This window comes from Streptomyces sp. NBC_01092 (assembly GCF_045039535.1).
Taxonomy (GTDB): domain Bacteria; phylum Actinomycetota; class Actinomycetes; order Streptomycetales; family Streptomycetaceae; genus Streptomyces.
In genome coordinates this window covers 6,801,638-6,824,313 of the sequence record NZ_CP108659.1, presented here as the reverse complement: position 1 = coordinate 6,824,313, position 22,676 = coordinate 6,801,638, and the positions used below count along the sequence as shown (strand labels likewise).

General features: G+C 68.9%; 27 protein-coding genes. 5 read left to right on the top strand and 22 right to left on the bottom strand.

Annotated features, from left to right (window positions below; translation table 11 throughout):
- The first annotated feature begins 143 nt into the window (after nucleotides 1-143).
- Genes OG254_RS31220 through OG254_RS31210 form a run of 3 tightly spaced genes read left to right on the top strand, consistent with a single transcriptional unit; the run spans nucleotide 144 to nucleotide 1,505 of the window.
- Complete coding sequence (locus OG254_RS31220) at nucleotides 144-572, top strand: ATP-binding protein (RefSeq protein WP_405588238.1); 429 nt, start codon at nucleotides 144-146, stop codon at nucleotides 570-572.
- A gap of 7 nt (nucleotides 573-579) precedes the next feature.
- Nucleotides 580-1,023, top strand: a complete 444-nt coding sequence (locus OG254_RS31215; protein WP_405588235.1) for a helix-turn-helix transcriptional regulator — start codon at nucleotides 580-582, stop codon at nucleotides 1,021-1,023.
- Between the two features lie 44 nt (nucleotides 1,024-1,067).
- On the top strand, nucleotides 1,068-1,505 hold the full coding sequence (locus tag OG254_RS31210) for a VOC family protein (RefSeq protein ID WP_405588232.1): 438 nt from the start codon (nucleotides 1,068-1,070) through the stop codon (nucleotides 1,503-1,505).
- A 78-nt stretch (nucleotides 1,506-1,583) separates the two neighbouring features.
- Here OG254_RS31210 and OG254_RS31205 read toward each other — a convergent pair whose 3' ends face one another.
- From OG254_RS31205 to OG254_RS31125, 17 genes are all read right to left on the bottom strand, one after another.
- The gene (locus tag OG254_RS31205; RefSeq protein WP_405588230.1) at nucleotides 1,584-1,877 is read right to left on the bottom strand and encodes a hypothetical protein; all 294 of its coding nucleotides are present in this window, start codon (nucleotides 1,875-1,877) and stop codon (nucleotides 1,584-1,586) included.
- 235 nt (nucleotides 1,878-2,112) lie between these two features.
- Nucleotides 2,113-2,475 carry an ATP-binding protein gene (locus OG254_RS31200; protein ID WP_405588228.1) on the bottom strand — a complete coding sequence of 121 codons (363 nt, stop codon included), beginning with the start codon at nucleotides 2,473-2,475 and terminating at the stop codon, nucleotides 2,113-2,115.
- 263 nt (nucleotides 2,476-2,738) lie between these two features.
- Nucleotides 2,739-3,689 (bottom strand): sugar-binding transcriptional regulator, encoded by a 951-nt coding sequence (locus OG254_RS31195; RefSeq protein WP_405588225.1) that lies wholly within the window; start codon nucleotides 3,687-3,689, stop codon nucleotides 2,739-2,741.
- Between the two features lie 141 nt (nucleotides 3,690-3,830).
- Complete coding sequence (locus OG254_RS31190; protein ID WP_405588222.1) at nucleotides 3,831-4,454, bottom strand: OmpA family protein; 624 nt, start codon at nucleotides 4,452-4,454, stop codon at nucleotides 3,831-3,833.
- A 7-nt stretch (nucleotides 4,455-4,461) separates the two neighbouring features.
- Nucleotides 4,462-5,043 (bottom strand): hypothetical protein, encoded by a 582-nt coding sequence (locus tag OG254_RS31185; protein ID WP_405588220.1) that lies wholly within the window; start codon nucleotides 5,041-5,043, stop codon nucleotides 4,462-4,464.
- Between the two features lie 16 nt (nucleotides 5,044-5,059).
- Entirely contained in the window at nucleotides 5,060-5,677 is a 618-nt protein-coding gene (locus OG254_RS31180) for a pilus assembly protein TadG-related protein (protein WP_405595297.1), read from the bottom strand.
- Nucleotides 5,674-5,871, bottom strand: coding sequence for a Flp family type IVb pilin (locus tag OG254_RS31175; protein ID WP_405588218.1), 198 nt, complete (start codon nucleotides 5,869-5,871; stop codon nucleotides 5,674-5,676). The genes OG254_RS31180 and OG254_RS31175 overlap by 4 nt, the downstream gene beginning before the upstream one ends.
- A gap of 133 nt (nucleotides 5,872-6,004) precedes the next feature.
- The gene (locus OG254_RS31170; RefSeq protein WP_405588215.1) at nucleotides 6,005-6,754 is read right to left on the bottom strand and encodes a response regulator; all 750 of its coding nucleotides are present in this window, start codon (nucleotides 6,752-6,754) and stop codon (nucleotides 6,005-6,007) included.
- Nucleotides 6,751-8,124, bottom strand: coding sequence for a sensor histidine kinase (locus tag OG254_RS31165; RefSeq protein WP_405595295.1), 1,374 nt, complete (start codon nucleotides 8,122-8,124; stop codon nucleotides 6,751-6,753). Before OG254_RS31165 ends, OG254_RS31170 begins: the two co-directional genes overlap by 4 nt.
- A gap of 21 nt (nucleotides 8,125-8,145) precedes the next feature.
- Nucleotides 8,146-9,042, bottom strand: coding sequence for a DUF5936 domain-containing protein (locus tag OG254_RS31160; protein WP_351189060.1), 897 nt, complete (start codon nucleotides 9,040-9,042; stop codon nucleotides 8,146-8,148).
- 13 nt (nucleotides 9,043-9,055) lie between these two features.
- Entirely contained in the window at nucleotides 9,056-10,003 is a 948-nt protein-coding gene (locus tag OG254_RS31155) for a type II secretion system F family protein (RefSeq protein WP_405595293.1), read from the bottom strand.
- A 33-nt stretch (nucleotides 10,004-10,036) separates the two neighbouring features.
- A complete protein-coding gene (locus OG254_RS31150; RefSeq protein WP_405588213.1) occupies nucleotides 10,037-11,374 on the bottom strand; it encodes a CpaF family protein in 1,338 nt (445 codons plus the stop codon).
- Nucleotides 11,375-11,386: 12 nt separating this feature from the next.
- Nucleotides 11,387-11,770, bottom strand: coding sequence for a TadE/TadG family type IV pilus assembly protein (locus OG254_RS31145; RefSeq protein ID WP_405588210.1), 384 nt, complete (start codon nucleotides 11,768-11,770; stop codon nucleotides 11,387-11,389).
- Between the two features lies 1 nt (nucleotide 11,771).
- Complete coding sequence (locus tag OG254_RS31140; protein WP_405595290.1) at nucleotides 11,772-12,092, bottom strand: pilus assembly protein; 321 nt, start codon at nucleotides 12,090-12,092, stop codon at nucleotides 11,772-11,774.
- 50 nt (nucleotides 12,093-12,142) lie between these two features.
- Entirely contained in the window at nucleotides 12,143-13,414 is a 1,272-nt protein-coding gene (locus tag OG254_RS31135; protein ID WP_405588207.1) for a CpaE family protein, read from the bottom strand.
- 9 nt (nucleotides 13,415-13,423) lie between these two features.
- On the bottom strand, nucleotides 13,424-14,131 hold the full coding sequence (cpaB, locus tag OG254_RS31130) for a Flp pilus assembly protein CpaB (RefSeq protein ID WP_405588205.1): 708 nt from the start codon (nucleotides 14,129-14,131) through the stop codon (nucleotides 13,424-13,426).
- A gap of 60 nt (nucleotides 14,132-14,191) precedes the next feature.
- Nucleotides 14,192-15,001 carry a hypothetical protein gene (locus OG254_RS31125; RefSeq protein ID WP_351189573.1) on the bottom strand — a complete coding sequence of 270 codons (810 nt, stop codon included), beginning with the start codon at nucleotides 14,999-15,001 and terminating at the stop codon, nucleotides 14,192-14,194.
- A gap of 275 nt (nucleotides 15,002-15,276) precedes the next feature.
- Between OG254_RS31125 and OG254_RS31120 the strand changes: the two genes are divergently transcribed.
- Entirely contained in the window at nucleotides 15,277-16,980 is a 1,704-nt protein-coding gene (locus tag OG254_RS31120; RefSeq protein WP_405588203.1) for a chitinase, read from the top strand.
- A gap of 1 nt (nucleotide 16,981) precedes the next feature.
- On the opposite strand, the gene OG254_RS31115 is transcribed toward OG254_RS31120, so the two are convergent.
- Nucleotides 16,982-17,377, bottom strand: a complete 396-nt coding sequence (locus OG254_RS31115) for a hypothetical protein (RefSeq protein ID WP_405588200.1) — start codon at nucleotides 17,375-17,377, stop codon at nucleotides 16,982-16,984.
- Between the two features lie 66 nt (nucleotides 17,378-17,443).
- Between OG254_RS31115 and OG254_RS31110 the strand changes: the two genes are divergently transcribed.
- Nucleotides 17,444-18,463 (top strand): hypothetical protein, encoded by a 1,020-nt coding sequence (locus tag OG254_RS31110; protein WP_405588198.1) that lies wholly within the window; start codon nucleotides 17,444-17,446, stop codon nucleotides 18,461-18,463.
- A gap of 35 nt (nucleotides 18,464-18,498) precedes the next feature.
- Here the strand turns inward: OG254_RS31110 and OG254_RS31105 are convergent, their stop codons facing one another.
- The 4 genes from OG254_RS31105 to OG254_RS31090 all read right to left on the bottom strand — a co-directional run bounded on the left by OG254_RS31105 (nucleotide 18,499) and on the right by OG254_RS31090 (nucleotide 22,617).
- Nucleotides 18,499-19,842, bottom strand: coding sequence for an IS630 family transposase (locus OG254_RS31105; RefSeq protein WP_405580318.1), 1,344 nt, complete (start codon nucleotides 19,840-19,842; stop codon nucleotides 18,499-18,501).
- Nucleotides 19,843-19,887: 45 nt separating this feature from the next.
- Complete coding sequence (locus OG254_RS31100; protein ID WP_405588195.1) at nucleotides 19,888-21,210, bottom strand: Nramp family divalent metal transporter; 1,323 nt, start codon at nucleotides 21,208-21,210, stop codon at nucleotides 19,888-19,890.
- A gap of 55 nt (nucleotides 21,211-21,265) precedes the next feature.
- The gene (locus tag OG254_RS31095; protein WP_147993421.1) at nucleotides 21,266-21,616 is read right to left on the bottom strand and encodes a hypothetical protein; all 351 of its coding nucleotides are present in this window, start codon (nucleotides 21,614-21,616) and stop codon (nucleotides 21,266-21,268) included.
- A 77-nt stretch (nucleotides 21,617-21,693) separates the two neighbouring features.
- Complete coding sequence (locus OG254_RS31090; RefSeq protein WP_405588192.1) at nucleotides 21,694-22,617, bottom strand: anti-sigma factor RsbA family regulatory protein; 924 nt, start codon at nucleotides 22,615-22,617, stop codon at nucleotides 21,694-21,696.
- Nucleotides 22,618-22,676: the final 59 nt, after the last annotated feature.

Sequence of the window (22,676 nt, the reverse complement as noted above, 5' to 3'; positions counted from 1 at the left end):
AACACGCAAGCAACTCAGAGCAGTTGGCAGTGCATCGCGCAAGCCTGCCCGCACCCTCCTTCCCCTGGGAGGGGTGGGCTCGCGCCAGGGAGACGAGCCACCGGCTGCTCACCATCCACCTCACGCCCCCGAGGAACGCCCCCATGCCCGAATCCGCCACCTGGCAGTGCCACCTCCACCTCACCAACGACCACAGAGCCCCCCACATCGCCCGCCACACCATCCGCACCGCACTCCTCGGCCACGCCCACACCCCTGAACTCACCGATACCGCCGAACTGTTGACCTCGGAGCTGGTGTCCAACTCCGTAAAGCACTCGGACGGCCCGGTCACCGTCAGACTCCGTTCCCGCCCCGACGCCGTACGCATCGGAGTCATGGACAACCACCCGGAGCTCCCCGACCCTTTGGCCTGTACGCCGGACCAGGACTTCGGGCGTGGTCTGTATCTGGTGGACGTGCTGGCGGACGCGTGGGGTCGCTACCCGGTGATCGGTCACTGCCGCACGCCCGGCTGGAAGGTGGTCTGGTTCGAGCTGTCGGATGCCGTACCGGAATGCCGTCACTCGTAACGGCACAATGGGGTCCGTGGCCCCTGTTCCGATCGCTCGTCACCTCCTCCGCGCCAAGGATCTCGCCGACGCCCGCTACTCCGAGGCACTCACCGTGGCGGACCTGGCCGAGGCCGCCGCGTTGTCCCCGGCCCACTTCAGCCGTTGCTTCAAGGCCGCCTTCGGCGAGTCACCGCACCAGTACCTGCTGACCCGGCGCCTGGAGCGGGCCGCCGACCTGCTGCTTGCCACCGACTGGACGGTGGCCGCGGTCGGCGTCGCCGTCGGTGTGCGGAGCATCGGTTCGTTCACGACGAGCTTCCGCAGGATGTACGGGATGACGCCACAGGCGTACCGGGATGCGCACCCTCCCGCGGCACGGCATGTGCGCATCCCCCGCTGTGTGGCGATGGCCTATGGGCGGCCGCGGAACCGCACGTTTCGAGAAGACACAGGCGTGCCGGCTGCTTAGCGTCGGATTCAGGTAACCGACCAAGGAGCGGCAGGGAGCGGGCCATGACAACTATCAAGATCGCCAATGCGCAGTTCTGGGTGCACGACCAGGATGCGGCGCTTGACTTCTATACGAAGACGCTCGGCTGGGAGGTCCGGGCGGACGTGACGATGGAGGCATGGAGCTTTCGGTGGCTGTGCGTCGGTCCGCCCGGCGGGGACGGTCCCGCGCTCGTGCTGATGCCGGTACCTGGGCCGCCGATGCTGGACGACGCGAACAGTGTCCAGCTGTCGGAGCTGGTAGCCAAGGGTGCGGGCGGCACGCTGTTTCTGGAGACCGACGACTGCAAGGCCGCGTACGACGAGCTGTCCGCCCGCGGGGTCCAGTTCAACGATCCGCCGACGGCGCAGCCGTACGGGATCGACACTTCGTTCCGGGATCCGTCAGGCAACAACATCCGGCTCACGCAGGTGCTGGAGTTCGATCCGGAATGGCACTGACCCCATTCCGCAACGCGCGGACATCGGCGGCCTCGCCGACACCGAAGCGCGCCAAGCCGTCCCCCACCGCCGGACCGGTCACTCCGCGTCGACGTCAGGCCGGATCTCCACAGTGAAGGCCGCGTCCTCGGGACCGTCGCCTTCCTTGTCCTCCCAGACGATCACGCGAACATGCCTCCGCGCGGCGCCTGCCGCCTCCCACTCGGTCACCAGGTCGGTGACGACGAGGGCGGCGACGTACTCGGCGGTCTCTTCGGGATCGTCGGTCATGACGGTTCCCCGCCACCGCTCAGGGCGGGCGCCGTAAGGGAGCCAGCCCCGCGAACCGTGCGGCTCGTCGACCCGGTACACCCAGCGCTTCTCGGTGCCCATGTCCCCGATCCTCGCACTCCAGGAGCACCACGCGCCGGATCGGATTGTCCACGGACAAGGCACCAGCCGCCGCATCGAGCAGAGCGGGGTTGCCACCGGTGGCGGCATGGCACACAGCCGCGCTCTCCGTGAGGGGGTCTCGCGGGACAGCCGCAGCAGAGCTGTGTACGGGTGGTGGATACGGTCGCCGGGCGGACCCTCATCATGCAGATTCAGGCCGGGTCCCGACCTCGCTTCAGCCTGCTACGCGGGCGACGGTTGCGCGGACCCACTTGCCGCCCTCGGGGGCCGTTCCACAGGACCAGGTCTCGGCGAGTGCGTCGACGATCAGCATGCCGCGTCCGCGGTCCTCGTCACGACCGGCCGTCCGCTGTACCGGGGGCATCGCGGATCCGTCGTGCACCTCGATATGGAGTGCGTGGGGCTCCAGCAGCAGCCGGAGCGTGACCAGCCCGCTTCCGTGGCGAATGGCGTTCGTGGCCAGCTCACAGACGATCAGTACGGCGGCTTCGACGAGTTCCTCGGCTTCGCCCCACAGGCGCATGGCCTGTGCCGTGAAGGTCCGCGCCTTCCGGGCGGAGGTCAGAGCTGCCGGCAACGTGAGCGAAGCGGAGGCCGGCTCGGCAACCCGGGGGATAGCGATTTCCGTCGTAGCAGCCATTGCATTACGGCTTTCGCTCGGATGAGCAGCTACAGCTCATATGCGTTCATTGCACTCCATTAAAGATTCATAAAAGGCGATGTCAATAGGCATCGGGATACCCAAGGAAAACATGAGCAGTCTCTGCTCAGACGAGCAAGTGACACCTGCCCACGGTGACATCGCGTACTCACCGCATGACGTCCGGTGGCAATCCCGCGTCAGAGCAGGGTCTCGGCAACCCCGGCGTCCGTGACGATTCCGTTGAAGAGGCCCGTTTCAAGGGCCGCCGCGGTGGCGGCCGCCCGTTGCACGCCATCGGCCAAGAGGAGTACTTCCGGCACCTTGCGCAGTTCTTCAAAGCTGATGGCGATGACCCGCTCGGTGAGTTCCGGGGCGATGATGCGCCCTTCGGCGTCGAGCAGTTGGCCGGCGACTTCAGCACACACGCCCCGGCTCCGGTATTCCTCCCGCTCGGCCTCGCCCAGTGCGTCGAATACGGTGGACAACCCCGGTCCCCATCCGCCGACGGTGACCACGGCCTTGGTCACCTGACCGAAGCGGCTTACCGCATCGACGATTCCGGGCTGTTCCCGCAACATCCGGGCTGCCGTGGCATCGGGCAGCAGCAATGGCGCATAGATGGGATAGACGACTCCCCGTGAAATGGTGGCGGCCCTGCGCACCGCCTCCACGGCCGTCGCGTCCACGGGGCGCAGCGGGGTCGCTCCGCACAACTGGACCACCGTGCACCGGGCGAGCGTGGTCAGCCCGAGGCCGACAGCCTCGATCTCGGGACCCCAGACCATTCCGAGGACATCGTTTTCCGTGACGATTTCGGCAAGCAGGTCGGCGGTGACCGCGCCGAGGCGGCGAGTGGCCTGCACGGTGTCTTCCAGAACATCGCGGCGGTCGTCGATGACGATGGAATGCCGCAGGTCGTAGCGCGTGCGCAGAGCGTCGGAGAGATCGGCGTCGAGTTCGGCCGGGATGCGAATCTCCAACCGGATCAGACCGTCACGCAGGGCCGATTCCAGAGTTCGGGCCACCTTGAACCGGCTGATGCCGAATTCCTCGGCGATCTCCATCTTGGACTTGCCTTCGAGATAGAATCGTCGAGCCATCGCCGCGGTCTGCACCAGGTATTCCGGGCCGGCCTGATGTGCGCGCATGGCAGCCTGGCCTTTCGGGAGGGCGCTTGGCGTCGCCGCTCGGATGAGCAGGTGGGTCTCATATGCGCTGTTTCTCCCATTAAAGCTCCATGAAGGGGCCTGTCAACGCGTGTCGCTTACTGGGAGAAGAGCGCGTCAGCTCTACGAGCGCGGGAACGACACCTCCACCCGTCGGTTCTTCTTACGGCCCTCCTCCGACGCGTTCGAGGAGATCGGGTACTCCTCGCCGTAGCCCCGCACCTCGTACGTGACCGTGGAGTCGTTCAGCTCCGACTCCAGGACGCCCTGTACGGCGTTCGCGCGCTGCCTGGACAGGACGTCGCCGTGGGCCGAGGAGCCCAGGTTGTCGGTGAAGCCGAAGACGCGGATCCGGGTGGCGTTCTGCTTGTTGATCTCCTCCGCGATCGAGGCGATACGGGCCTTCGCCTCGCCGGTCAGCTTCGCGCTGTCCTTGGGGAACAGGACCTCGGCCTGGAGGGCGAACTTCACGTCCGCGTTGGTGTCTTCGCGGCGTTCCTCGCCGCTCTGGTCCTCCACGACCTGCTTGATGTCCAGGACCTTGGGCTCGGCGAGGGTGCCGCCCTCGGGGAGCTTCAGGTCGGGGTCGTTGGCGTCCACCTCGACGGGTGCGGTGGCCGTCGCCTCGGTGCCGGGCGGGACGCTGGGGTCGTCGGCCGCGTCGGCCGTGGTGGCGCCGAGGATGTTGGCGGCGACCATGAGGGTGGCTGCGGTGAGGGTTAGGGAGAGGCGGGGGGAGCGGGTCATTTGGGCCTCACCCAGCGATCTCGATGGGCGCGGAGGCGAACGTCGGCAGTTGGAACTCCACCTCGGTCGTGTCCGCCGGCGGTGCCGGGAACTGCATGAACACGGCGAGGCTCTCACCGGACTTGAGAATCGAGAAGCCCGTGGTCGTCAGGGGGCGACCGTCGGTGTCGCGCAGCACGTAGTACCGCTTCTTGCTCTTGGAGTCGACGAGCGTGGCACCCCCCAGTGACCTGCCGTGCCGGACGATCTCCGTCTCGTCGCCCCGCACCTGCGAGGGGACGGTGACGCTCTTGTCGCCCTCGTTCTGCAGACTGCCGTTCACCGTGAGGAAGCCGCCGGAGTCCCGCTCGGCGGACGTGATCTGGAGGAGCAGACCGTCGGACCCCTTCAGTTCGGCAAGGGGCGTATCCGACTGCCCCTCCTGAGGGCTCGGTCCGGACCGGTCGCTCTCGGTCGCCGATGCCGATGTTTCCGGCTTCTTGTCGTCGTCGCTCCCTGCACCGCAGCCGGATACACCGACGGTCAGACCGGCCGCGAGCGCCAACGCGACCATCCCCCTGCGGCCCTTCGCCGTGAACCGAATGCTCATCACTCCGCTTCCTTCATCACTCGTCATTCGCTTGCCCGTCGGCCAGATGGACGTCGAAGAGGTCCTCGGGTCCAGGGAGATCGTCGAGGTCCTCCGGGTCCAGGGTCCAGTCCCTGTCCTTGCAAGTGAGCTGCGGCAGTACGTCGTCCCCGGCATCCTCACCGGGTAGCTCGAATTCGCAGAGCGGCTCGATCACGGCCATGGCTGTCGCCGTCGAGTGCATGTCCTCGGTGCCGGGCACAATGGAGTCGCCGACGGGCTCGGTGGTCCGGACCTCGACGTGGTAGCCGGGGGGCAGTCCGAACGTCTGCGTGCAGTCGACGGTGGCGTCGTTCTGTGCCGCCAGTTGGCTCGCGCGACCGCATCCGTCGAATCCCACGCCCTCGCCGTCGAAGATGTCCTGCCACTGCGTCGGGTCGAGTACGTTCTCCACCCACTCGTTCGTGAGCTTGTCCCGCGTGTCCAGGGCCGCCGCGAGCGCTGCCGCGTCCGCTGCCGTCTGGGCGCCGTTCCGGTTCGCCGCTGCTTGGCCGACCGCCAGGTAAACGAACGCAAGCATGAGCAGGCCCCCCACCACCGTGATGTAGATGGGGAAGGCCTGCCCTGCGTCGCCGAACCTTCGGGTCGGCCTCAGCCGCCGGTGACCTCCGCGATCTGCTCGGTGATCGCGTCGTAGATCGTGCTGCCGATGTCCGTCCCCGTGATGGCCAGCACGATCGCCACGACCACCGCGATGATCCCCAGATACTCCACCGCCGTCTGCCCCTTGTCGTCCCGGGCGACGCGGGAACGCAGGAACTCGACGGTGATGTTGATCCAGTTGTTCATGGTGTTCCCCTCCGATGTCCGGCGATCGTTCAGCGCTCTCGGGAGAAACGTAAGCCGGATTGCCCGAAACACCAGAGGGTCCCTGGACCCAATTCCGGGCCACGGCCGAAAACCATTGCTCAGTCATCGCCGGTCAGCTCCGTCCTGGGTGGGAACCCGGAGCCGTGCCCAGCCACTTGGCGGCTGCCTCCGCGCGGCTGGTGCTGTGGAGTTTGGCGAAGATCCGGTTGATGTGGTTCTTGACCGTCTTCTCGCTGATGAAGCAGGTGGCGGCGATCTGCTGGTTGTTCATGCCCGCCGCGATGAAGTCCATGATCTCCGCCTCCCTCCTGCTCAGCCGGAACCGTGACCTATACGACGAAGACTGTCCCATGTTTGGTTGCACTTGCGAAAGCGATTCCACCGAATTCCCTGTAACAGTTGGGAGTTCATCGTTTGCTTGCGCGAGCGGCGCCATTGCCGCAGCCGCCGCCGTGGGCGTGAGACGCGAGCCTCCCCGCCTGATCTCCCGTACGGCCTCCACCAGTTCGTCCGTATTGAACTCACCGTGGATCAGGTAGCCGGATGCCCCTCGCCGCAGCGCCTCCCGCACCGTCTCCGACTCCCCGCTGTACGTCAGCATCATCACCGGAGCGATGCGCACAAGGTGCGGAAGTGCCGCGATGCCGTCCATGCCCGGCATCCGCACGTCCAGGAGGATCACGTCCGGGCGGTGGCGGCGGGCCGCCTCGTGGGCCTCGTGGCCGTTCGTCGCCTCGGCCACCACCCGTATGTCCGCGTGGCTGGAGAGCAGGGCCGTCAGGCCGGCCCGGACCACCGGGTTGTCGTCGGCCACCACCAGGCGCAGCGGCGTGGCGGGGCCGGGTGCTTGCGACTTGGTCATGAGGTCGTCGCCTTCGTCGTCGTCAGGGCCGCCAGCGGCAGTTCAAGGCGGACCTCCGTGCCACGGGCGTGGGTGCCCTTGCCGAAGTCGATGCGGGCGCCTATCGACGCGGCTCGTTCGGCCATGCCGAGCAGGCCGAAGTGGCCGGTTCGGCGCAGGTGGTCGAGCGTGGTGCCGGGCGGCAGGCCCCGGCCGTCGTCCCGGACCGTGAGGCACAGCACCTCGCCCCGCACGCCGGCCCGTACGTCGACGCGGGTGGCGTTCGCGTGGCGGTGAGCGTTCTCCATGGCCTCGGCCGTGATGGTGAGGAGCTGGCGGGCCACGGCGGGCGGGACGGGGGGTGCCGGGGCGTCGCCCGTGGAGTCGTATGTCGTCGGTACGCCAGTTCTGGCGCTGAAGTCCCTTGCTTGCTCTGCGAGTTCAGGGGTGACGTCCGTCATCCGTTCCGGGTCCGACTCCCGACGCAGGTCCGCCAGGAGTTCCCGGGACTCCGCCGCCGCTCTGCGGGCCGAGCGGGCCACCAGTTCCGCCTGCTCCTTGACCCGGGCCGGGTCCATCGAGGGTGAAGCCGCCGAGACCGCCAGCCCGTCCGCCGCCAGCGCCACGCCATGCAGCGTCTTCGCCACCGAGTCGTGCATCTCGCGGGCCAGCCGGGCCCGTTCCGCGCTTACCGCCTCCGTGACCGCGAGGCGCGCCCGAACCGTCGTCAGGGCCTCGGTGGCCGTACCGAAACGGAGCATGAGGTTACGGAGGGACGAACCCAGCGCACCTGTTATGACGCACAGGCCCGGCAACAGCAGCTTGTCCGTCAGGCCCGTCGAGCGGGCGTCCGTGTTGATCGCGTAGGCCAGGAACAGGATCAGGGACTGCGCGCTCGCGAACACCGCCGCGCCCCGGTAGCCGTACACGATGCCGGCGAGCAGGGGAGTGCAAACGCTCACGTAGGCCAGCGTCGTGTCCGGGCCCGCCGAGACGAGAAGCAGGGACGTGAAGAGGGTGTCCGCCGCCAAGAGGGTGGGGTGGCGCAGGAGGAGAGGGCCGAAGCGTTCCCAGTCGCGGAACAGGGCGTACGAGACCATGAACGTGACGACCACCGCCGCGCCCACCAGCCGCGTGCCCAGTCCCGGCGCCGCGCCCAGCAGGGCCCCGGGTGCCGCGAGGGCGATCATGGCGAGCCGGAAGCCGAAGACCTGGCGGCACATCGCCTGGAGGGCGTTGACCTGGAGCGGTATCCGCGCGGACCGGTACCGCTCGCCCGAGCTGCCCGCAGCCGGTCGGCTGCTGTGAAGCTGCCCGAGCCGCCCGAGCCGCCCGAGGCCGAACCTCGCCCCCCGCGCCCCCCGCGCCCCCGACCTCACCCTCAACGGCATCCCCGCCACGGCCCCTCCCCCCTACTCCCCCGTCAGCGATCCGAAGTCCGTCCCCGACCCCAGCAGCAGCCCCGCCCCCAGCAGGATCATCGTCGCCGGAACCATGAACGTCGTGATCATCAGCGTGGCCCTGGGCACCGCCCTCGCCGCCTTGCGGCGGGCGTTCTGCGCATCAGTCCTGCGCATGTCCTTCGCCAGAGCCACCAGCGTGTCGACGATCGGCGCGCCCAGCTCCTCCCCCTGCTGCAACGCCGTCACGAACATCGCCACCTGCTCGGAGTCGTTCCGGCGCCGTAGCTCCGCGAAGGCCTGGCGGCGGCTCATGCCGAGGTCCATCTGGCGCAGGGTGATGCGCAGTTCGTCCGCCCAGGGGCCCTCGTATTTCGAGGCGACCCGGTCCAGTGCCTGGCGGAAGCCCAGGCCCGCGCTCACCACCACGGCCAGGACGTCCAGGAAGTCCGGCAGGGTGCGCTCGATCTCGTCCTTCCTGATCCGGATCGCCGACCAGATGCCGACCTCCGTCCAGAAGGCGCCGAAGGCCAGCAGCAGCAACGCCACCAGGAACTGTCCCCGCAGCAGGAACACCAGGAAGCCGACCGCGCCCAGGAAGCCGTACACCGCGCGCCGGGCGGCGTAGCGGTCGATGGTCAGGCCGCCGGGGTTGCCCGCGAGGTCGATCCTGCGGCGGTACTTGGCGACCAGCTTCGGGCCCATCACGCGCAGTACGGCGGGGGCATAGCGCATGCCCATGCGGTCGATCAACGAGTCCACGGCACCGGTGCGGGTGGCGCCGATCTCCAGGGCGAGTGCCAGGTCGCTGGGCAGTTTGGTCTCCGCGCGGTACATGCGGATCGCGGCGAAGACTCCCCACACGCCGAGGGCCATCACCGTGGCCAGCAGGATTCCGATTCCCGTCATCGTCCCCCGCCCCTCAGACGTCGATCCGCGACATGCGGCGGATCAACACAAACCCCACTGCGTACAGGCCGAAGGCGATCAGCACCGCCGCCTGTCCCAGCGGCGACCCCGTCATCCGGTCCAAGGCTCCGTCCTTCACCCCGTTCATCAGGAACAGCGAACCCACACCCAGCACCGGGACGGCGTACGACGTCATGCTCACCTGCGAGAGCTGCGTACGGACCTCCCGCCGGGTCTCCTTGCGCTCCTCCAGCGTCTCCGTGAGGTTGCGCAGCGCGCTCACCACCTGGCCGCCGGCCCGGTTGGACAGCACCAAGGTGGTGACCAGGACGACCAGTTCGCGGGACGGGAGGCGTTCCGCCAGCTCGCCCAGGGCGTCGTCCATCGAGGCGCCGAGCGCCAGCTGGTTGGACACCTTGGCCAGTTCCTCGCCCGCCGGCGCTTCCAGTTCCTCCGCCGCCAGGCCGATGGCCGTACGCATGGCCAGGCCCGCGTGAGCCGCGTTCGCCAGGATGCGGGCCATTTCGGGGAGTTGGTTGATGAACCTCTCGATCCGCTTCTGGCGCTGCCAGTTGAGGAACTGCACCGCCGCCCACACGCCCAGCAGGCCCGCGATCGGGCCGAAGAAGGGTGCCAGGGTCGCCTGGCCGATCAGCCACAGGCCCGCCACCGTCGCCAGCATGTAGACGAAGAACTCGCCCGGCGTGACGTCCAGGCCCGTCGCCGCGAGGCGCAGTTCCAGTTGCTTGCCCAGCTTGGTGCGGCGCAGGCGGCGGTCCAGGTCGGCGAAGCGGCGTCGGCGACCGCCGGCCCCGGTGAGCTGGCCGGTGGCGGACAGCCGGTCGACCAGGGCCTGGCGCTGGGCCCGTCCGGCGGCGTAGGCGTGGACGCCCACCACGGCGAGCGCGCAGGTCAGCAGCGCGACGCCGGTGGTGAGCGTGATGCGGGTCTGGAGGTCCACGGCGAGGGTGTGGGGTTCCATGGCGACGGGTTCCTACCTGGCTTCTCGGGTGGCGAGCTCGAGCGGGGTCTGGGCGACGCCGAAGGCCTGCGGTATCGGCTGGCTCGCCATGTAGAGGCGGTCGGCGGTGCGGCGCGGGAGCGGGAAGTAGGCGAAGGCGCCGTGGACACGGCCGTCCGGCGTCATGGGCCGGGCGTTGAAGCGGGCCACCGTCACCAGGCGGTACGGCTCCGCCCCGTGACTGTCCAGGATCGCGATCTCGGTGATCCTGCGGGCGCCGTCCGGGAACCGGGTCAGCTGGATGAGCACGTCCACCGCGCTGTTGATCTGGTCGTGCAGTGCCTCGAAGGGGACCGTGACGTCGGACATGGACGCCAGCGTCTTCAGGCGCATCAGAGCGTCCTCGGCGCTGTTGGCGTGCACGGTGGCCAGCGAGCCGTCATGGCCGGTCGACATGGCCTGGAGCATGTCGAGGGACTCGCCGCCGCGGACCTCACCGACGACGATCCGGTCGGGGCGCATGCGCAGGGAGTTGCGGACCAGGTCGCGGATGGTGACCTGGCCCTTGCCCTCGACGTTGGGGGGCCTGGACTCCAGACGGATCACATGCGACTGCTGGAGCTGGAGTTCGGCCGAGTCCTCGATGGTGATGATGCGCTCGGTCTCGGGGATCAGCCCCGACAGAGCGTTCAGCAGGGTCGTCTTGCCCGTGCCCGTCGCGCCCGAGACGATGATGTTGAACTTGGCCTGCACCAGCCCGGCCAGCAGATACACCATGGGCTCGTCCAGCGATCCGAGGCCGGTCATCTCGTGCAGGGTGAAGGAGCGCGGGAAGCGGCGGATCGTCAGGGTCGCGCCGGTCAGGGACAGCGGCGGGATGATGACGTTCACGCGCTCGCCGGACGGCAGCCGCGCGTCCACCATCGGATTGGATTCATCCACGCGCCGGTTCACCGTCGAGACAATCCGCTCGATGGTCTGCATCAGCTGGTCGTGGGAGGGGAAGCGGAGCGGCAACTGCTCGACGCGGCCCCCTCGTTCGACGAAGATCGCGTCGGGGCCGTTCACCATGATCTCGGTGATCGACGCGTCTTCGAGCAGGGGCTCCAGGATCCCTAGGCCCAGCGCCTCGTCGACCACCCGGCGGATCAGCTGCGAGCGCTCGACCGTCGACAGCACCGGGCCCTCACGGCTGATGATGTGGCCGAGCACCCGCTCCAGGCGGGCCCGGCGTTCGGCCGCGGCCAGCGAGCTCATCTCGGCGAGGTCGATCTCCTCCAGGAGCTTGGCCCGGTAGGAGGAGACCAGATGTCCGTCCTCGCCCCGGCTGCTGTTCTCCTCCGGGGTGTTGATGCGGGACCTCAGGCTCATGTGGATCCTCGTTCAGTGGTCTAGCGGCATGGTCGCGGTCTTCTGGGCGGGGTCGAAGTTCCAGCCGGGGACGATGGACGGGATGTCGACGGTGGCGGTGACGGTGACCTGGTCGCCGCCTTCCGCGGGGATGCAGGTGACGGTCAGCCAGTCGCTGATCGCGTTCGCACAGCCGTCCTGCGCGCTCTCGTCCAGCGAGGCGGCCCGCGCCCCCGCCCTGGCCGCCGTACCGGCCTGCTGGGCGGTGTAGGCGATGAGCCCGACCTGGATGCCGGCCATGGCGACGAGGATCAGGATCGGGATGAACCCGAGGTACTCGATGGCGACCTGGCCGCGGTCACGGTCACGGTCACGGCCGCGGCCGTCCCGGCGGCGAGGAAGGAGTCGGTACGACATCTCAGTCCTTCTCCTCCTGTACGGCCCCCGCGTGGCCCTCGACCGTGAACGGGAAGCCGATCGCGCCCGGGAAGAGCACGGGCACCCGGAGCGTCACGTCCGCCGTGACGAAACCGCCGCCCGCACCGCACTCCACTCCGGCATCCCCCTGCCATGAGTCGGGAAGGTGCTCCAGCCCCGCCTCCTGGCAGGCCGACTGCCCCTCCGACGCCGTCCCCGCCCGCACCGCCTCGTCCGCAGCATTCCCCGCGAGGGTGAACGTGTACCCCACCAGCACGCACTGCCACAGCAGCACCAGGGTGATGATGATCAGCGGCATCATCCCGAGGAACTCGATCGCCACCTGTCCCTTGTCCCCCCGTGCCCGCCGCCTCACCGCCCTATTTCCTTCCGCCGCCGGAAGGTCAGCGCCGCCCGCTCGCCACCGCCCCGCGCCCTGCCATTGCGGCGCTGTACGGCTACGGCCCCCTCCGTGCCCTTGACCAGCCCCAGCTCCCCCGCGAGCGCCCAAAGCGCCTGCTTCACCGTGCTCTTGCCGTCCAGTTCGTGCACCCGGCCGGCGTCGACCGCGCCCTGGAGTTCCTTGAAGTTGGCGGGGATCGCGGTGGCGGCGATGCTCGTGCCGGTGATGCGCTGGATCAGGGCGGGCTGGATCTCCGCACCGCGCGTGTGGCGGTTGACGACGATCATGGTCTCCTCGGCCTTGCGGATCTGGAGCCGGTCCCACATCCGCACCGTGCGCTTGGCGCCGCGCACCGAGACCACGTCCGGAGTAGTGACGAGGAGTGCGGTGTCGGCCATCTCCACGGCGGCCGCGCTCGCGCCCGACAGCTGGGAGCCGCTGTCGATGACGACGACCTCGTAGCGGGAGCGCAGGGCGCTGACGATGTGGCGGGCGGCGCGGTCGGTGACCTCCTCGCCGCGTTCGCCGTCGCCGGGGGCGAGCAGCAGCGCCACGCCCGTGTCGTGCCGGAACACCGCGTCGGCCAGCACGCGGGGCGTGATGTCGTTGATGGCGGCCAGGTCGACGACCGAGCGGCGGAACTGGATGTCGAGGTAGGACGCGATGTCGCCGGTCTGGAGGTCCATGTCGAGGAGCGCGGCGCTGCGGCCCGACGCCTGGGCGGCCAGGGCCAGCTGGATGGCCGTGAGGGTCGCCCCCACGCCTCCCTTGGCGCCGCTCACCGTGACGACCGTGCCGCCGACGCCGCTGAACACGTCGCTTCCGGCGCCCAGATGGCGTCGTACGCCCATGGACCACTGGGCGACCGCGTTGACCCGGCTGGCCAGCTCCTCGTAGCTCAGGGGCAGGGCCACCAGGCCCCGCGCGCCGTAGTCCATGGCGGCCTGGAAGAGGCCGGGGCTCGCGTCGGAGGTGACGAGGATGACGCCGACGGCGGGGAAGCGCAGGGCGACCTCGCGAATGAGTTCCAGGGCCGGGACCGGGCCGATGCGTTCGTGGACGACGACGACCTCGGGGAGTTCGTCGATGGACTCGGCGGACAGGCGGGCGAGAGTGTCGACGAGCTGGGTGGAGTCGGTCACCGGGGCGACCGGCTCGGCGTCGGGGAGCTGGCTGAGCAGCGTCGTGAGGGACCGGACCGCGTCCGCGTCGCCGACGGCCGGGAGGATCCTCGTGGGCATAGGGGCCTCTCACTTGTCCTTGGCGAGTTCGTACGAGCGGTTCGTCGCGGGGATGTCGGAGTCCTCGCCGGGTGCCACCAGGGCGAGCCGGACCTCGTCGGCGAACGACTCGGCGTACGTGAGGCGCTGGGCGTCGATCGGCAGGAGCGCGAAGGTGATCGGGACGGCCTCGGTGGGCCGGCGGCCGTTGTCGTTGTCGTCGGGCTGCAGCGAGGTCAGCTTGCCCACGTCGATGACCCGGGCGTTCTCCACGATGAGCCGGGACTGGTCGGGGTCGGAGTCGCGAGAGCCCTCGAAGGTGGCGTAGACGTTGACCTTGGAGCCCGGGGTGATCTTGCCGGCCACGCCGGTCGCCGCGTCGATCATGATGGCGATCTCCTGCTCGCCCGACTGGAGGGCGGGCTGGTCGACGATCATGTCGCTCTGGAGCAGGGAGCCCTTGAGCAGTTTGGTGACGGCGATCTTGCCCCGGACCTCACGGAGGCTGGTGACCGCGTTCTCGGACAGCCACCGCTCGGGCATCTCGATCTTCTCGAACTGGGCCGCGCTGAGCGGGGTGTAGGGCTCCACGTTCCGCTTGAGCCGGTATGCGGTGACTTCGGGCCCGACCTTGGACTTCACGTCGTTGATGACGGACAGGACGCCGGCGAAGGCGCCGAGGGCGCACAGGACCGACAGGAGCAGGAGTATCACGCCGCGGCGCTGACGGGAGTTCATGAACCGTGCAACCTCATTGGGGGAATCGGTCGGGGGCGGTCGGATCGGGCTCGGCTTCGGTCAGCCTGCGCGGGCCGGTTGCTCGTGGGTGGGCGGGGTGGCGGAGCAGAAGACGCAGCGGTCGCCGATGACGTCGATGCCGCACCAGTGACAGGAGTTCTGTCTTACGGAGGTGACGAGCTGGTAAAGCACCGACAGGTCGGGCAGATAGGCGCAGAACTCGATCAGCTTGGCCGTCCCCCACCAGGTGGCCGACTCGGCGGGCAGGACCACCTCGCGCAGGCCCTGCGCGTTCCAGGACTTGGCCAGGGTCGCGGTGACCCAGTCGGACTGCAGCTGCCCCTGCGCGACCAGCATCGAGGTGCCGAACTCCGGGCCGGGCAGGGTGACTCCGGGTGCCATGCGCACGAGCTGCGGGGCGGGGTGGGCGATGACGCCGAACTGGCTGCCGGGCATCCAGGACTTGGCGTGCGACTTGAGGTCGACGGGGACGCGGTCGAGCCGGGTGACGGAGCCGAGGAGCGCGCCGGCGTGGAGGTAGTGGGTGAGCAGCCGGCCGGCCGAGGCGAGGACGCCGGGGCTGAGGTCGCAGGAGGCGAGCTGGCGCAGCTGGCGGGCGAGGACGGCGAGTCCGAGCGGGGGCAGTTCGGGGCAGAACACGGCGATCCGGTCGCTCTCCAGCAGGGACCGTACGGTGTGCAGCCGTTGCCGCACGGCCCGGGGGGCGGCCTGCGAGCAGACGACGATGACATGGCCGTGCTGCTCGATCAGGGTCTGCATGCCCGCGAGCGACTGCTCCAGCGGCTCCCGGTCGAGGTCCTGGAGCACGACGGCGGGCACGGTTCGCTCATCCTGCGCCGGCAGCGCCATGTCGGCGCTGGTCACGGCAATGGCAGTTGGCACGCGTCGCTCCCCGTTCCCGCCCGGTCCGGTGCACGGGTGTTACTCCGGTGCACCGAGATGACTTCATTGCGTGACTATCTCAGCACTGTATCCACGGCTCGATGACCGGAGAACAGCGTTTGTGTAGCGGGGAAGGAACTCTGCTCGCACAACTCACACCAAAACGGGGCAGGTTGCGCACACCAATTCTCCATGACCGGAATCCCTTGACACTCGGATTGGTCTGGACCAACTTGGTTGACATGTTCATACACAGACGACAGGGGCGTCGCGGCCGACCGGCACGCCTCTGGGCGGCAGCCGTCACCTCCGCCCTCTCCCTCACCCTCCTCAGCGCGGGCCACGCGTCCGCGGCGGACGTCAACAACGCCAAGAACGCCGGCTTCGAGTCCGGCCTGACCAACTGGACCTGCTCCGCGAACAGCGGCGCGACCGTCACCTCCCCGGTGCACGGCGGCGCGACGGCCCTGAAGGCGACCCCGGCCGGGCAGGACAACGCCCGGTGCACCCAGTCCGTGGCGGTGAAGCCCAACTCGACGTACACGCTGAGCGCCTGGGTGCAGGGTGGCTACGCCTACCTCGGCGCGACGGGCACGGGCACGACCGACGTCTCGACCTGGACGCCGGACTCCTCCGCCTGGAAGCAGCTGTCGACCACGTTCACCACCGGCGCCTCGACGACCTCCGTGACGGTCTACACGCACGGCTGGTACGGGCAGGCGGCGTACTTCGCCGACGACGTCTCGGTGTTCGGCCCCGACGGCGGCGGGGGCACCGACCCGACCCCCACGATCCCCGGGGCGCCGAGCGGGCTCGCGGTGTCCGGGACGTCCTCGTCGTCGGTCTCCCTGGCCTGGAACACCGTCTCGGGCGCGACCGGCTACAACGTCTACCGGAACGGCACCAAGGTGACCGCGGTGACCGGCACCTCCGCGACCGTGACCGGGCTCGCGGCCTCCACGTCGTACTCCTTCCAGGTCACGGCGACCAACGCGGCCGGTGAGTCGCCGAAGTCGGCGACGGTGACGGGGACGACCACGGCGGGCCCGGTGGGTCCGGCCCTGCCCAAGCACGCGGTGACCGGCTACTGGCAGAACTTCAACAACGGCGCCACCGTGCAGAAGCTCGCCGACGTCCAGTCCCAGTACGACATCATCGCCGTCGCCTTCGCGGACGCGACCACGACGCCGGGCGCGGTGACCTTCAACCTGGACTCGGCCGGTCTTGGCGGGTACACCGTCGACCAGTTCAAGGCGGACATCAGGGCGAAGCAGGCCGCCGGGAAGAAGGTCATCGTCTCGGTGGGCGGTGAGCGCGGCACGGTGTCCGTGAATGACTCCACGTCCGCGACGAACTTCGCGAACTCGGTGTACTCCGTCATGCAGGAGTACGGCTTCGACGGCGTCGACATCGACCTGGAGAACGGCCTCAACGCCACCTACATGACGCAGGCGCTGCGCTCCCTGTCGGGGAAGGCGGGCTCGTCGCTGGTCATCACGATGGCGCCGCAGACCATCGACATGCAGTCGACGTCGAACTCCTACTTCCAGACGGCCCTGAACATCAAGGACATCCTCACGGTCGTCAACATGCAGTACTACAACAGCGGTTCCATGCTGGGCTGCGACGGCAAGGTCTACAGCCAGGGCTCGGTGGACTTCCTCACCGCCCTGGCCTGCATCCAGCTGGAGGGCGGCCTCGCCCCGTCCCAGGTCGGCCTCGGTCTGCCGGCCTCGACCCGGGGCGCGGGCAGCGGGTACGTCGACCCGTCCGTCGTGAACAACGCCCTGGACTGCCTGGCCAAGGGCACGGGGTGCGGTTCCTTCAAGCCCTCGCGGACCTATCCCGACCTGCGGGGCGCGATGACCTGGTCGACGAACTGGGACGCGACGGCGGGCAACGCGTGGTCGAACGCGGTGGGGCCGCACGTGCACGCGCTGCCGTAGGTCACCCCGCCGGACGGTAGTGGCCAAGCACCCAGGCCAGCTGCGGGAACCACTCCTGCAGCCGGGCCCGGGGCTTGGCCTCCACCGCGCACTCGTAGAACCGGCCGTCCGGGTAGACCACGGCGACCATCAGGGCCTTGCCGTCCGGGCTCGCCTTGTAGTGGACGCCGTGGATCTCGGGCCAGCGGAACTCCAGCGTGTGCCCGGACATCTCGAAGACGACACCGGACGCGTCGACGACGATCGCGTTGCGCTTGTCGACGGCCAGGAACTCCGGGCCGGCCGGTACCGGAGCGGGTTGGGGCGGGACCGGGGCGTAGGCGGGCGGCGCGGGCGCGTACTGCGGTGGGGGTGGGCCGAAGCCCGGCATGGGGGGTGGTGGTGGCTGCTGGGTCATCCGTCGGGTCCTTGGTCCAATGCTCGCTGTGCGAGCTGTGCTCAATGTGAACTTCTCGGTGCTGCGGTGACATTCTTCCCCGGCGACGAATCGCACGCCCCCGCCCCCAACTCCAGGGCCGACCTGGTCTCCACACTCAGGCAAATGCTGCCCGAGGGCAAGATCACCGAGCCAAGCAGACTGGGCGCAGAAAGCAGTCCGTATGACGCGGAGATCGTCTACGACGACGGCAAGGGACCGGCGGCCATCGGCCTCAGCTTCTACCGCTATGTGCCGAACGACATGCAGGGCGAGATGACCATCGGCTGTCCGACCACGGCCCAGTCGGAGGACGACAACTGCGTCACCACTTCGCTGCCCGACCACTCGCGCGTAACGCTGCTCAAAACGTACGCATTCCAAGATGACCGACGCCTGGACACCAAGGTGTGGTCGGCCCAGCTGCTCACCTCCAGCGGGCAGTACGTCAGCGTCTCGGAATGGAACTCCTCCGCCCCGTCGGGTGCTCCCATCAGTCGGGCCGAACCTCCCCTGTCCGGAACGCAGTTGAAAGAGCTGGTCACGGCCGGGGTGTGGCGGCGGATCGTAGACGCCGTCGTCGACGAGCGCAGGGGCTGGGCGCAGACACCCACGCCGAGCGAGGGCGAGGGGCCCACCGTGGAGGCGGTCAACGACACCCTCGCTGCGCTCCTCCCCAAGGACCGCCAAGTCTTCGAAACGCGCTCCGACTACCCGTACGTCGATGTCTTCGACGCCAAAGCCAAGAACATCATCCCGATCGAGACCACGGTCCTGCTCGACGTCCAGCAGCACACCGCGTCCGAGGTCGCCGACGAGTTGTACGGCGCCGACGCCGAGACCCTGCCCGACGGCACCAAGGTCGCCACCCGCCGGGGGCCGGGCGACAAGGGCGTCGAGGAGAGCGTGATGTGGACCGTCGACACCATGCGGACGGACGGTCTCCGTGTGGTGATCAGTGCGTACAACCCCGGCAGCCGTGGCGTTCCGGCCCGCCCGACCCCGAATCTGACGATGGAGCAGCTACGGGAGATCGCGCTCAGCCCGAAGTGGGACCGGTTCCGCTGAGGGGCTCTAGTGTGATGCGCCAGAAATCCTGAGGGTTAGTTATGCTCTGTTTTCTGGCTGCCGGTTCCGACCTTGGTGAGGTAGTCGGCGAGGGAGTGGAGGATTTCGTCGGCGGTCTTGGTCCAGGTGAAGGGCCGTGGGTTCTCGTTCCAGGTGTCGATCCACGCGGTGATGTCGTCCTCCAGGGCCTTGACCGATGTGTGGACGCCCCGTCGGATGAGCTTGTCGGTCAACAGGCCGAACCACCGCTCGACTTGGTTCATCCAGGAGGAGCCGGTCGGGGTGAAGTGGACGTGGAAGCGGGGGTGCTTGCCCAGCCACGTCTTGATCTCGGCGGTGTTGTGGGTGGCGTAGTTGTCACAGACCAGATGGACGTCGAGTTCGGCCGGCACCGCTTTGTCGATCGTGACCAGGAACTTCTTGAACTCGATGGCCCGGTGGCGGCGGTGCAGTGCCGATATGACCGTGCCGTCGGCGATGTTGAAGGCCGCGAACAGGCTGGTGATGCCGTGCCGGTAGTAGTCGTGGGTACGCCGCTCGGGCATGCCGGGCATTATGGGCAGCACCAGCTGTGACCGGTCCAGAGCCTGAATCTGGGACTTCTCGTCCACGCACAACACCACCGCCTTCTCAGGCGGGTGGTGATACAGGCCGACGACATCGACGACCTTGGCGACGAACTGCGGATCGGTGGAGAGCTTGAAGGAATCCTGAAGGTGTGGCTTGAGGTCAAACCGCTTCCAGATCCGCCCGATCGTCGATTTCGACAGGCCGGTCCGCTCGGCCATCGAGGCCCGCGACCAGTGCGTGTCCTTGCCCGGACTGGACTCCAATGTCGCCACGATGACGTCCTCGACCTGTTCGAGCAGGATCGAGGGCGGCCTTCCCACCCGGGGTTCGTCGGACAAGCCGTCGAGGCGTTTCGCGACGAACCTGGCCCGCCAGCGTTCCACCGTCGACTCGTCAACACCGAGGTCGATCGCGGCCTGCCTGTTGGTCCCGCCCTCCGCGCAGCGCAGCACGATCTTTGCGCGCAACGCCAGATACTGGGCGGTCTTCGCCCGCCTCGCCCACCGGGTGAGCTGATCCCGCTCAGCCCTACTCAGGACCAGGTCAGCCTTCGGCCGACCGATACGAGCGGCATCCTCAAGCCCGGCCAGCCGCTCAGCGGCGAACTTCCCGCGCCACTTCCTCACCGTCGCCACCGTCACGCCGACCTCTGCCGCCACACGAGCATTCGGCGCACCGTCCGCGCACGCCAGCACAATGCGCGCCCGCTCCACAAAACGCGGCGCCACCACCCCACTTACCCAACGGGACAACTCCGCCCGCTCCTGAGCGGACAGAGTGACTTCAACAGCTGGAGGACCCGGCGACATGAAATCAGGCTAGCGACTTAACCTCAGGATTTCTGGCGCATCACACTAGAAGAACTCCGCCCACGGCTGGTCCCAGACCTGCTTCAGGCACAGCACCAGGAACAGCAGCCCGGCGATCGCGAGCATCGCGTTGCTCACCGGGCCGTTGCGCCACTGACTCGGCGTTCGCGAGGAGTTGAGGAGCCAGATCAGGGTGCCGGCGAGGAACGGCAGGAAGGCCGCTCCCAGGACGCCGTAGATGATGATCAGGCGGAAGGGTTCGTCCTGGAAGAGCAGGACGATGGGCGGGAAGGTCAGCCACAGCAGGTACGCGCGGAACGGCCAGGAGCGTTCGCGGGCGCCGGACGCGACCTCCTCGCCCTTCCGCTCGCCCTGCCCCCGGTAGCGGGCGACGAAGTCGGCGAACATCAGGCTCACGCCGTGCCAGACGCCGATGAGGGAGGTGAAGGAGGTGGCGAAGAAGCCGATCAGGAAGAACTTGGCCGTTGCGGTGCCGTACTCCGCCTCCAGGATGTCGCTGAGCTGCAGCAGGCCCTTGTCGCCGCTCGCGATGGCGACGTTCGCCGAGTGCAACATCTCCGCGCCGACGAACAGCATGGCGACGACGAAGATGCCGGTCGTGGCGTACGCGACACGGTTGTCGAGCCGCATGACCTTCATCCAGCCGGTGTTGGTCCAGCCCTTGGCGTTGACCCAGTAGCCGTACGCGGCAAGCGTGATGGTGCCGCCGACGCCGCCGATCAGGCCGAGGGTGTTGAGGATCGAGTCCTTCTCGTCGGGCAGGACGGGCAGCAGTCCGGCGAAGGCGTCGCCGAGGTTCGGCGTGACCCGGATCGCCAGATACACCGTCACCACGAACATGACGCCCACCAGGACCGTCATGACCTTCTCGAAGACGGCGTACTTGTTGAACCAGACGAAGACCAGGCCGACCAGACCGCACGCGATGGCCCACCACTCCAGGTCCATCACCTCCGGGAACAGCGCCTGCAGCGGCAGCGCGCTGGACGACATCGCGGCCGCACCGTAGACGAAGCCCCAGATCACGACGTAGACGACGAAGAACCAGGTGGTCCAGCGGCCGAGGCTCGCCCAGCCGTCGAAGAGGGTGCGGCCGGTGGACAGATGCCAGCGTCCGGCCGCCTCCGCGAGGGAGATCTTGACCAGGCAGCCGATGATCGCGGCCCAGAGGAGGGTGTAGCCGAAGTTGCTGCCCGCGATGAGGGTGGCGACCAGATCGCCGGCTCCTACGCCGGTCGCGGCGACGACGATGCCAGGGCCGATGTAGCGCCAACGGGACCTGTCGGGTGGGGGGTTACTGCCGGTGGATGCCTCAGTGGACGTGGGGTTACCTGTGGTGTCCGCCATGCAGATCAAGAAACCGTAAAGAGGCCGAGCCGACAAGGGGGCGGGAGCGGACCGGCTACCCGCAGAACGATCCGCCGACGACCAGGCCCGGCGCGCACCGGCAGGTGCCGAGCTCGAACCACACCGTCTTACCGGCCCCGTCCCGCACCTCGCACCGCAGAATGCCGTGTGCGGCGGACAGCGTGAGCCGGAACCGTCTCGCCGCCCGCCGCACGGCGTTCGTGGCGAGGTCGCTCACCAGGCGCTCGGTCATGTCCACCAGGTCGTCGAGATCCGCGAGCCCCCATACCTCCAGCTGCCGGCGCACCTCGGCGCGGGCCTCGCCGACCGCGGAGGGACGGGGGTCGTACTCGACGCTCAGGTGGCCTGCTCCCAGGGGCGGTTGGGGATACGAGCCGTACAGCATGGGTCCAGAGTGACGGGTACGGGAGGACGGCCACATGGGGAGAAATACCCGATTCCATACCTGCGCCGGGGATCGCGCTACCCGTACTGCAGCCGTACGCTCGCCCTCTCCCCCTCGTCGCGGACATCGACGTACGCGCACACCTGGCGGGCGAACCACAGCCCCTGCCCGGGTTCCGGTTCCACTCTCGGCGGCGGTACGAAGCCGGCCAGCGGGTCGTCGACGCGGCGGTCGATGCGCAGTTCGCAGACGCAGGCCTCGGCGTCGCCCCACAGCAGCGTGTCGTCGAGCGGGCCGAGGGCGCGGGCCGCCTCGGTGACGGCCGTGGCGAACAGTTCCACGTCCGCGGCGGGCAGCCCCTGGACGGTGCCCCAGGTGCGTACGGCGTCGGCGCTGGGGGCCGGGCCGGGGAGCCGCTCGGCGTCGGCGGGCGGCGCGGGCAGCGGTACGGCGTCGAGTTCGGCGGCGAGCCGGACCGGGTCCACGTACACGCCGGTGTCGGGGTGGGCGCGGCGGGCGGCGGCGACGATGGCGTGGCCGGCGACGCGGGAGTCGTAGGCGCACAGGGCGGTGGTGGCGAGCGGGGCGAAGAGGAGGTTGGCGAGCGCCTCGTAGCGGATCCACTCGGCGGTCTCGCGCGGCGAGCGGCCGGCGCGTCCGCCCCAGACGGGTTCCATGAGCAGATGGACACGGCCGCCGGGGCCGGCGTTCTCGGTGAGGTAACCGGCGCCCCGGGCGATCGCGTTGGCGGCGGAGCCGGTGTACCACTCGGTGTGCGGGACGAGGCCGACGTGCTGCGCGTCGCTGCCGAGGGCGTCGCGCAGGAGGTCCAGGTTGGCGGGGGCGGCGATGGCCACGGGCGGGGGTTCGCCGGTCGCCGCGAGGGCTTCGGTGAGGAAGGGCAGGGCGGCGGCGAGGAACTCCTCGTCGCTGCGGAAGACCGTCATGCGGTGGTCGAAGCGGTCCTGGGGCGGGGTGGGCGGGACGGGTCGGGTGGTCATGGGTGCGGACTCCCCTCGGGTGCGAGTCGATGGTGGTGGGCCGGACGGCGGGCCGGCCG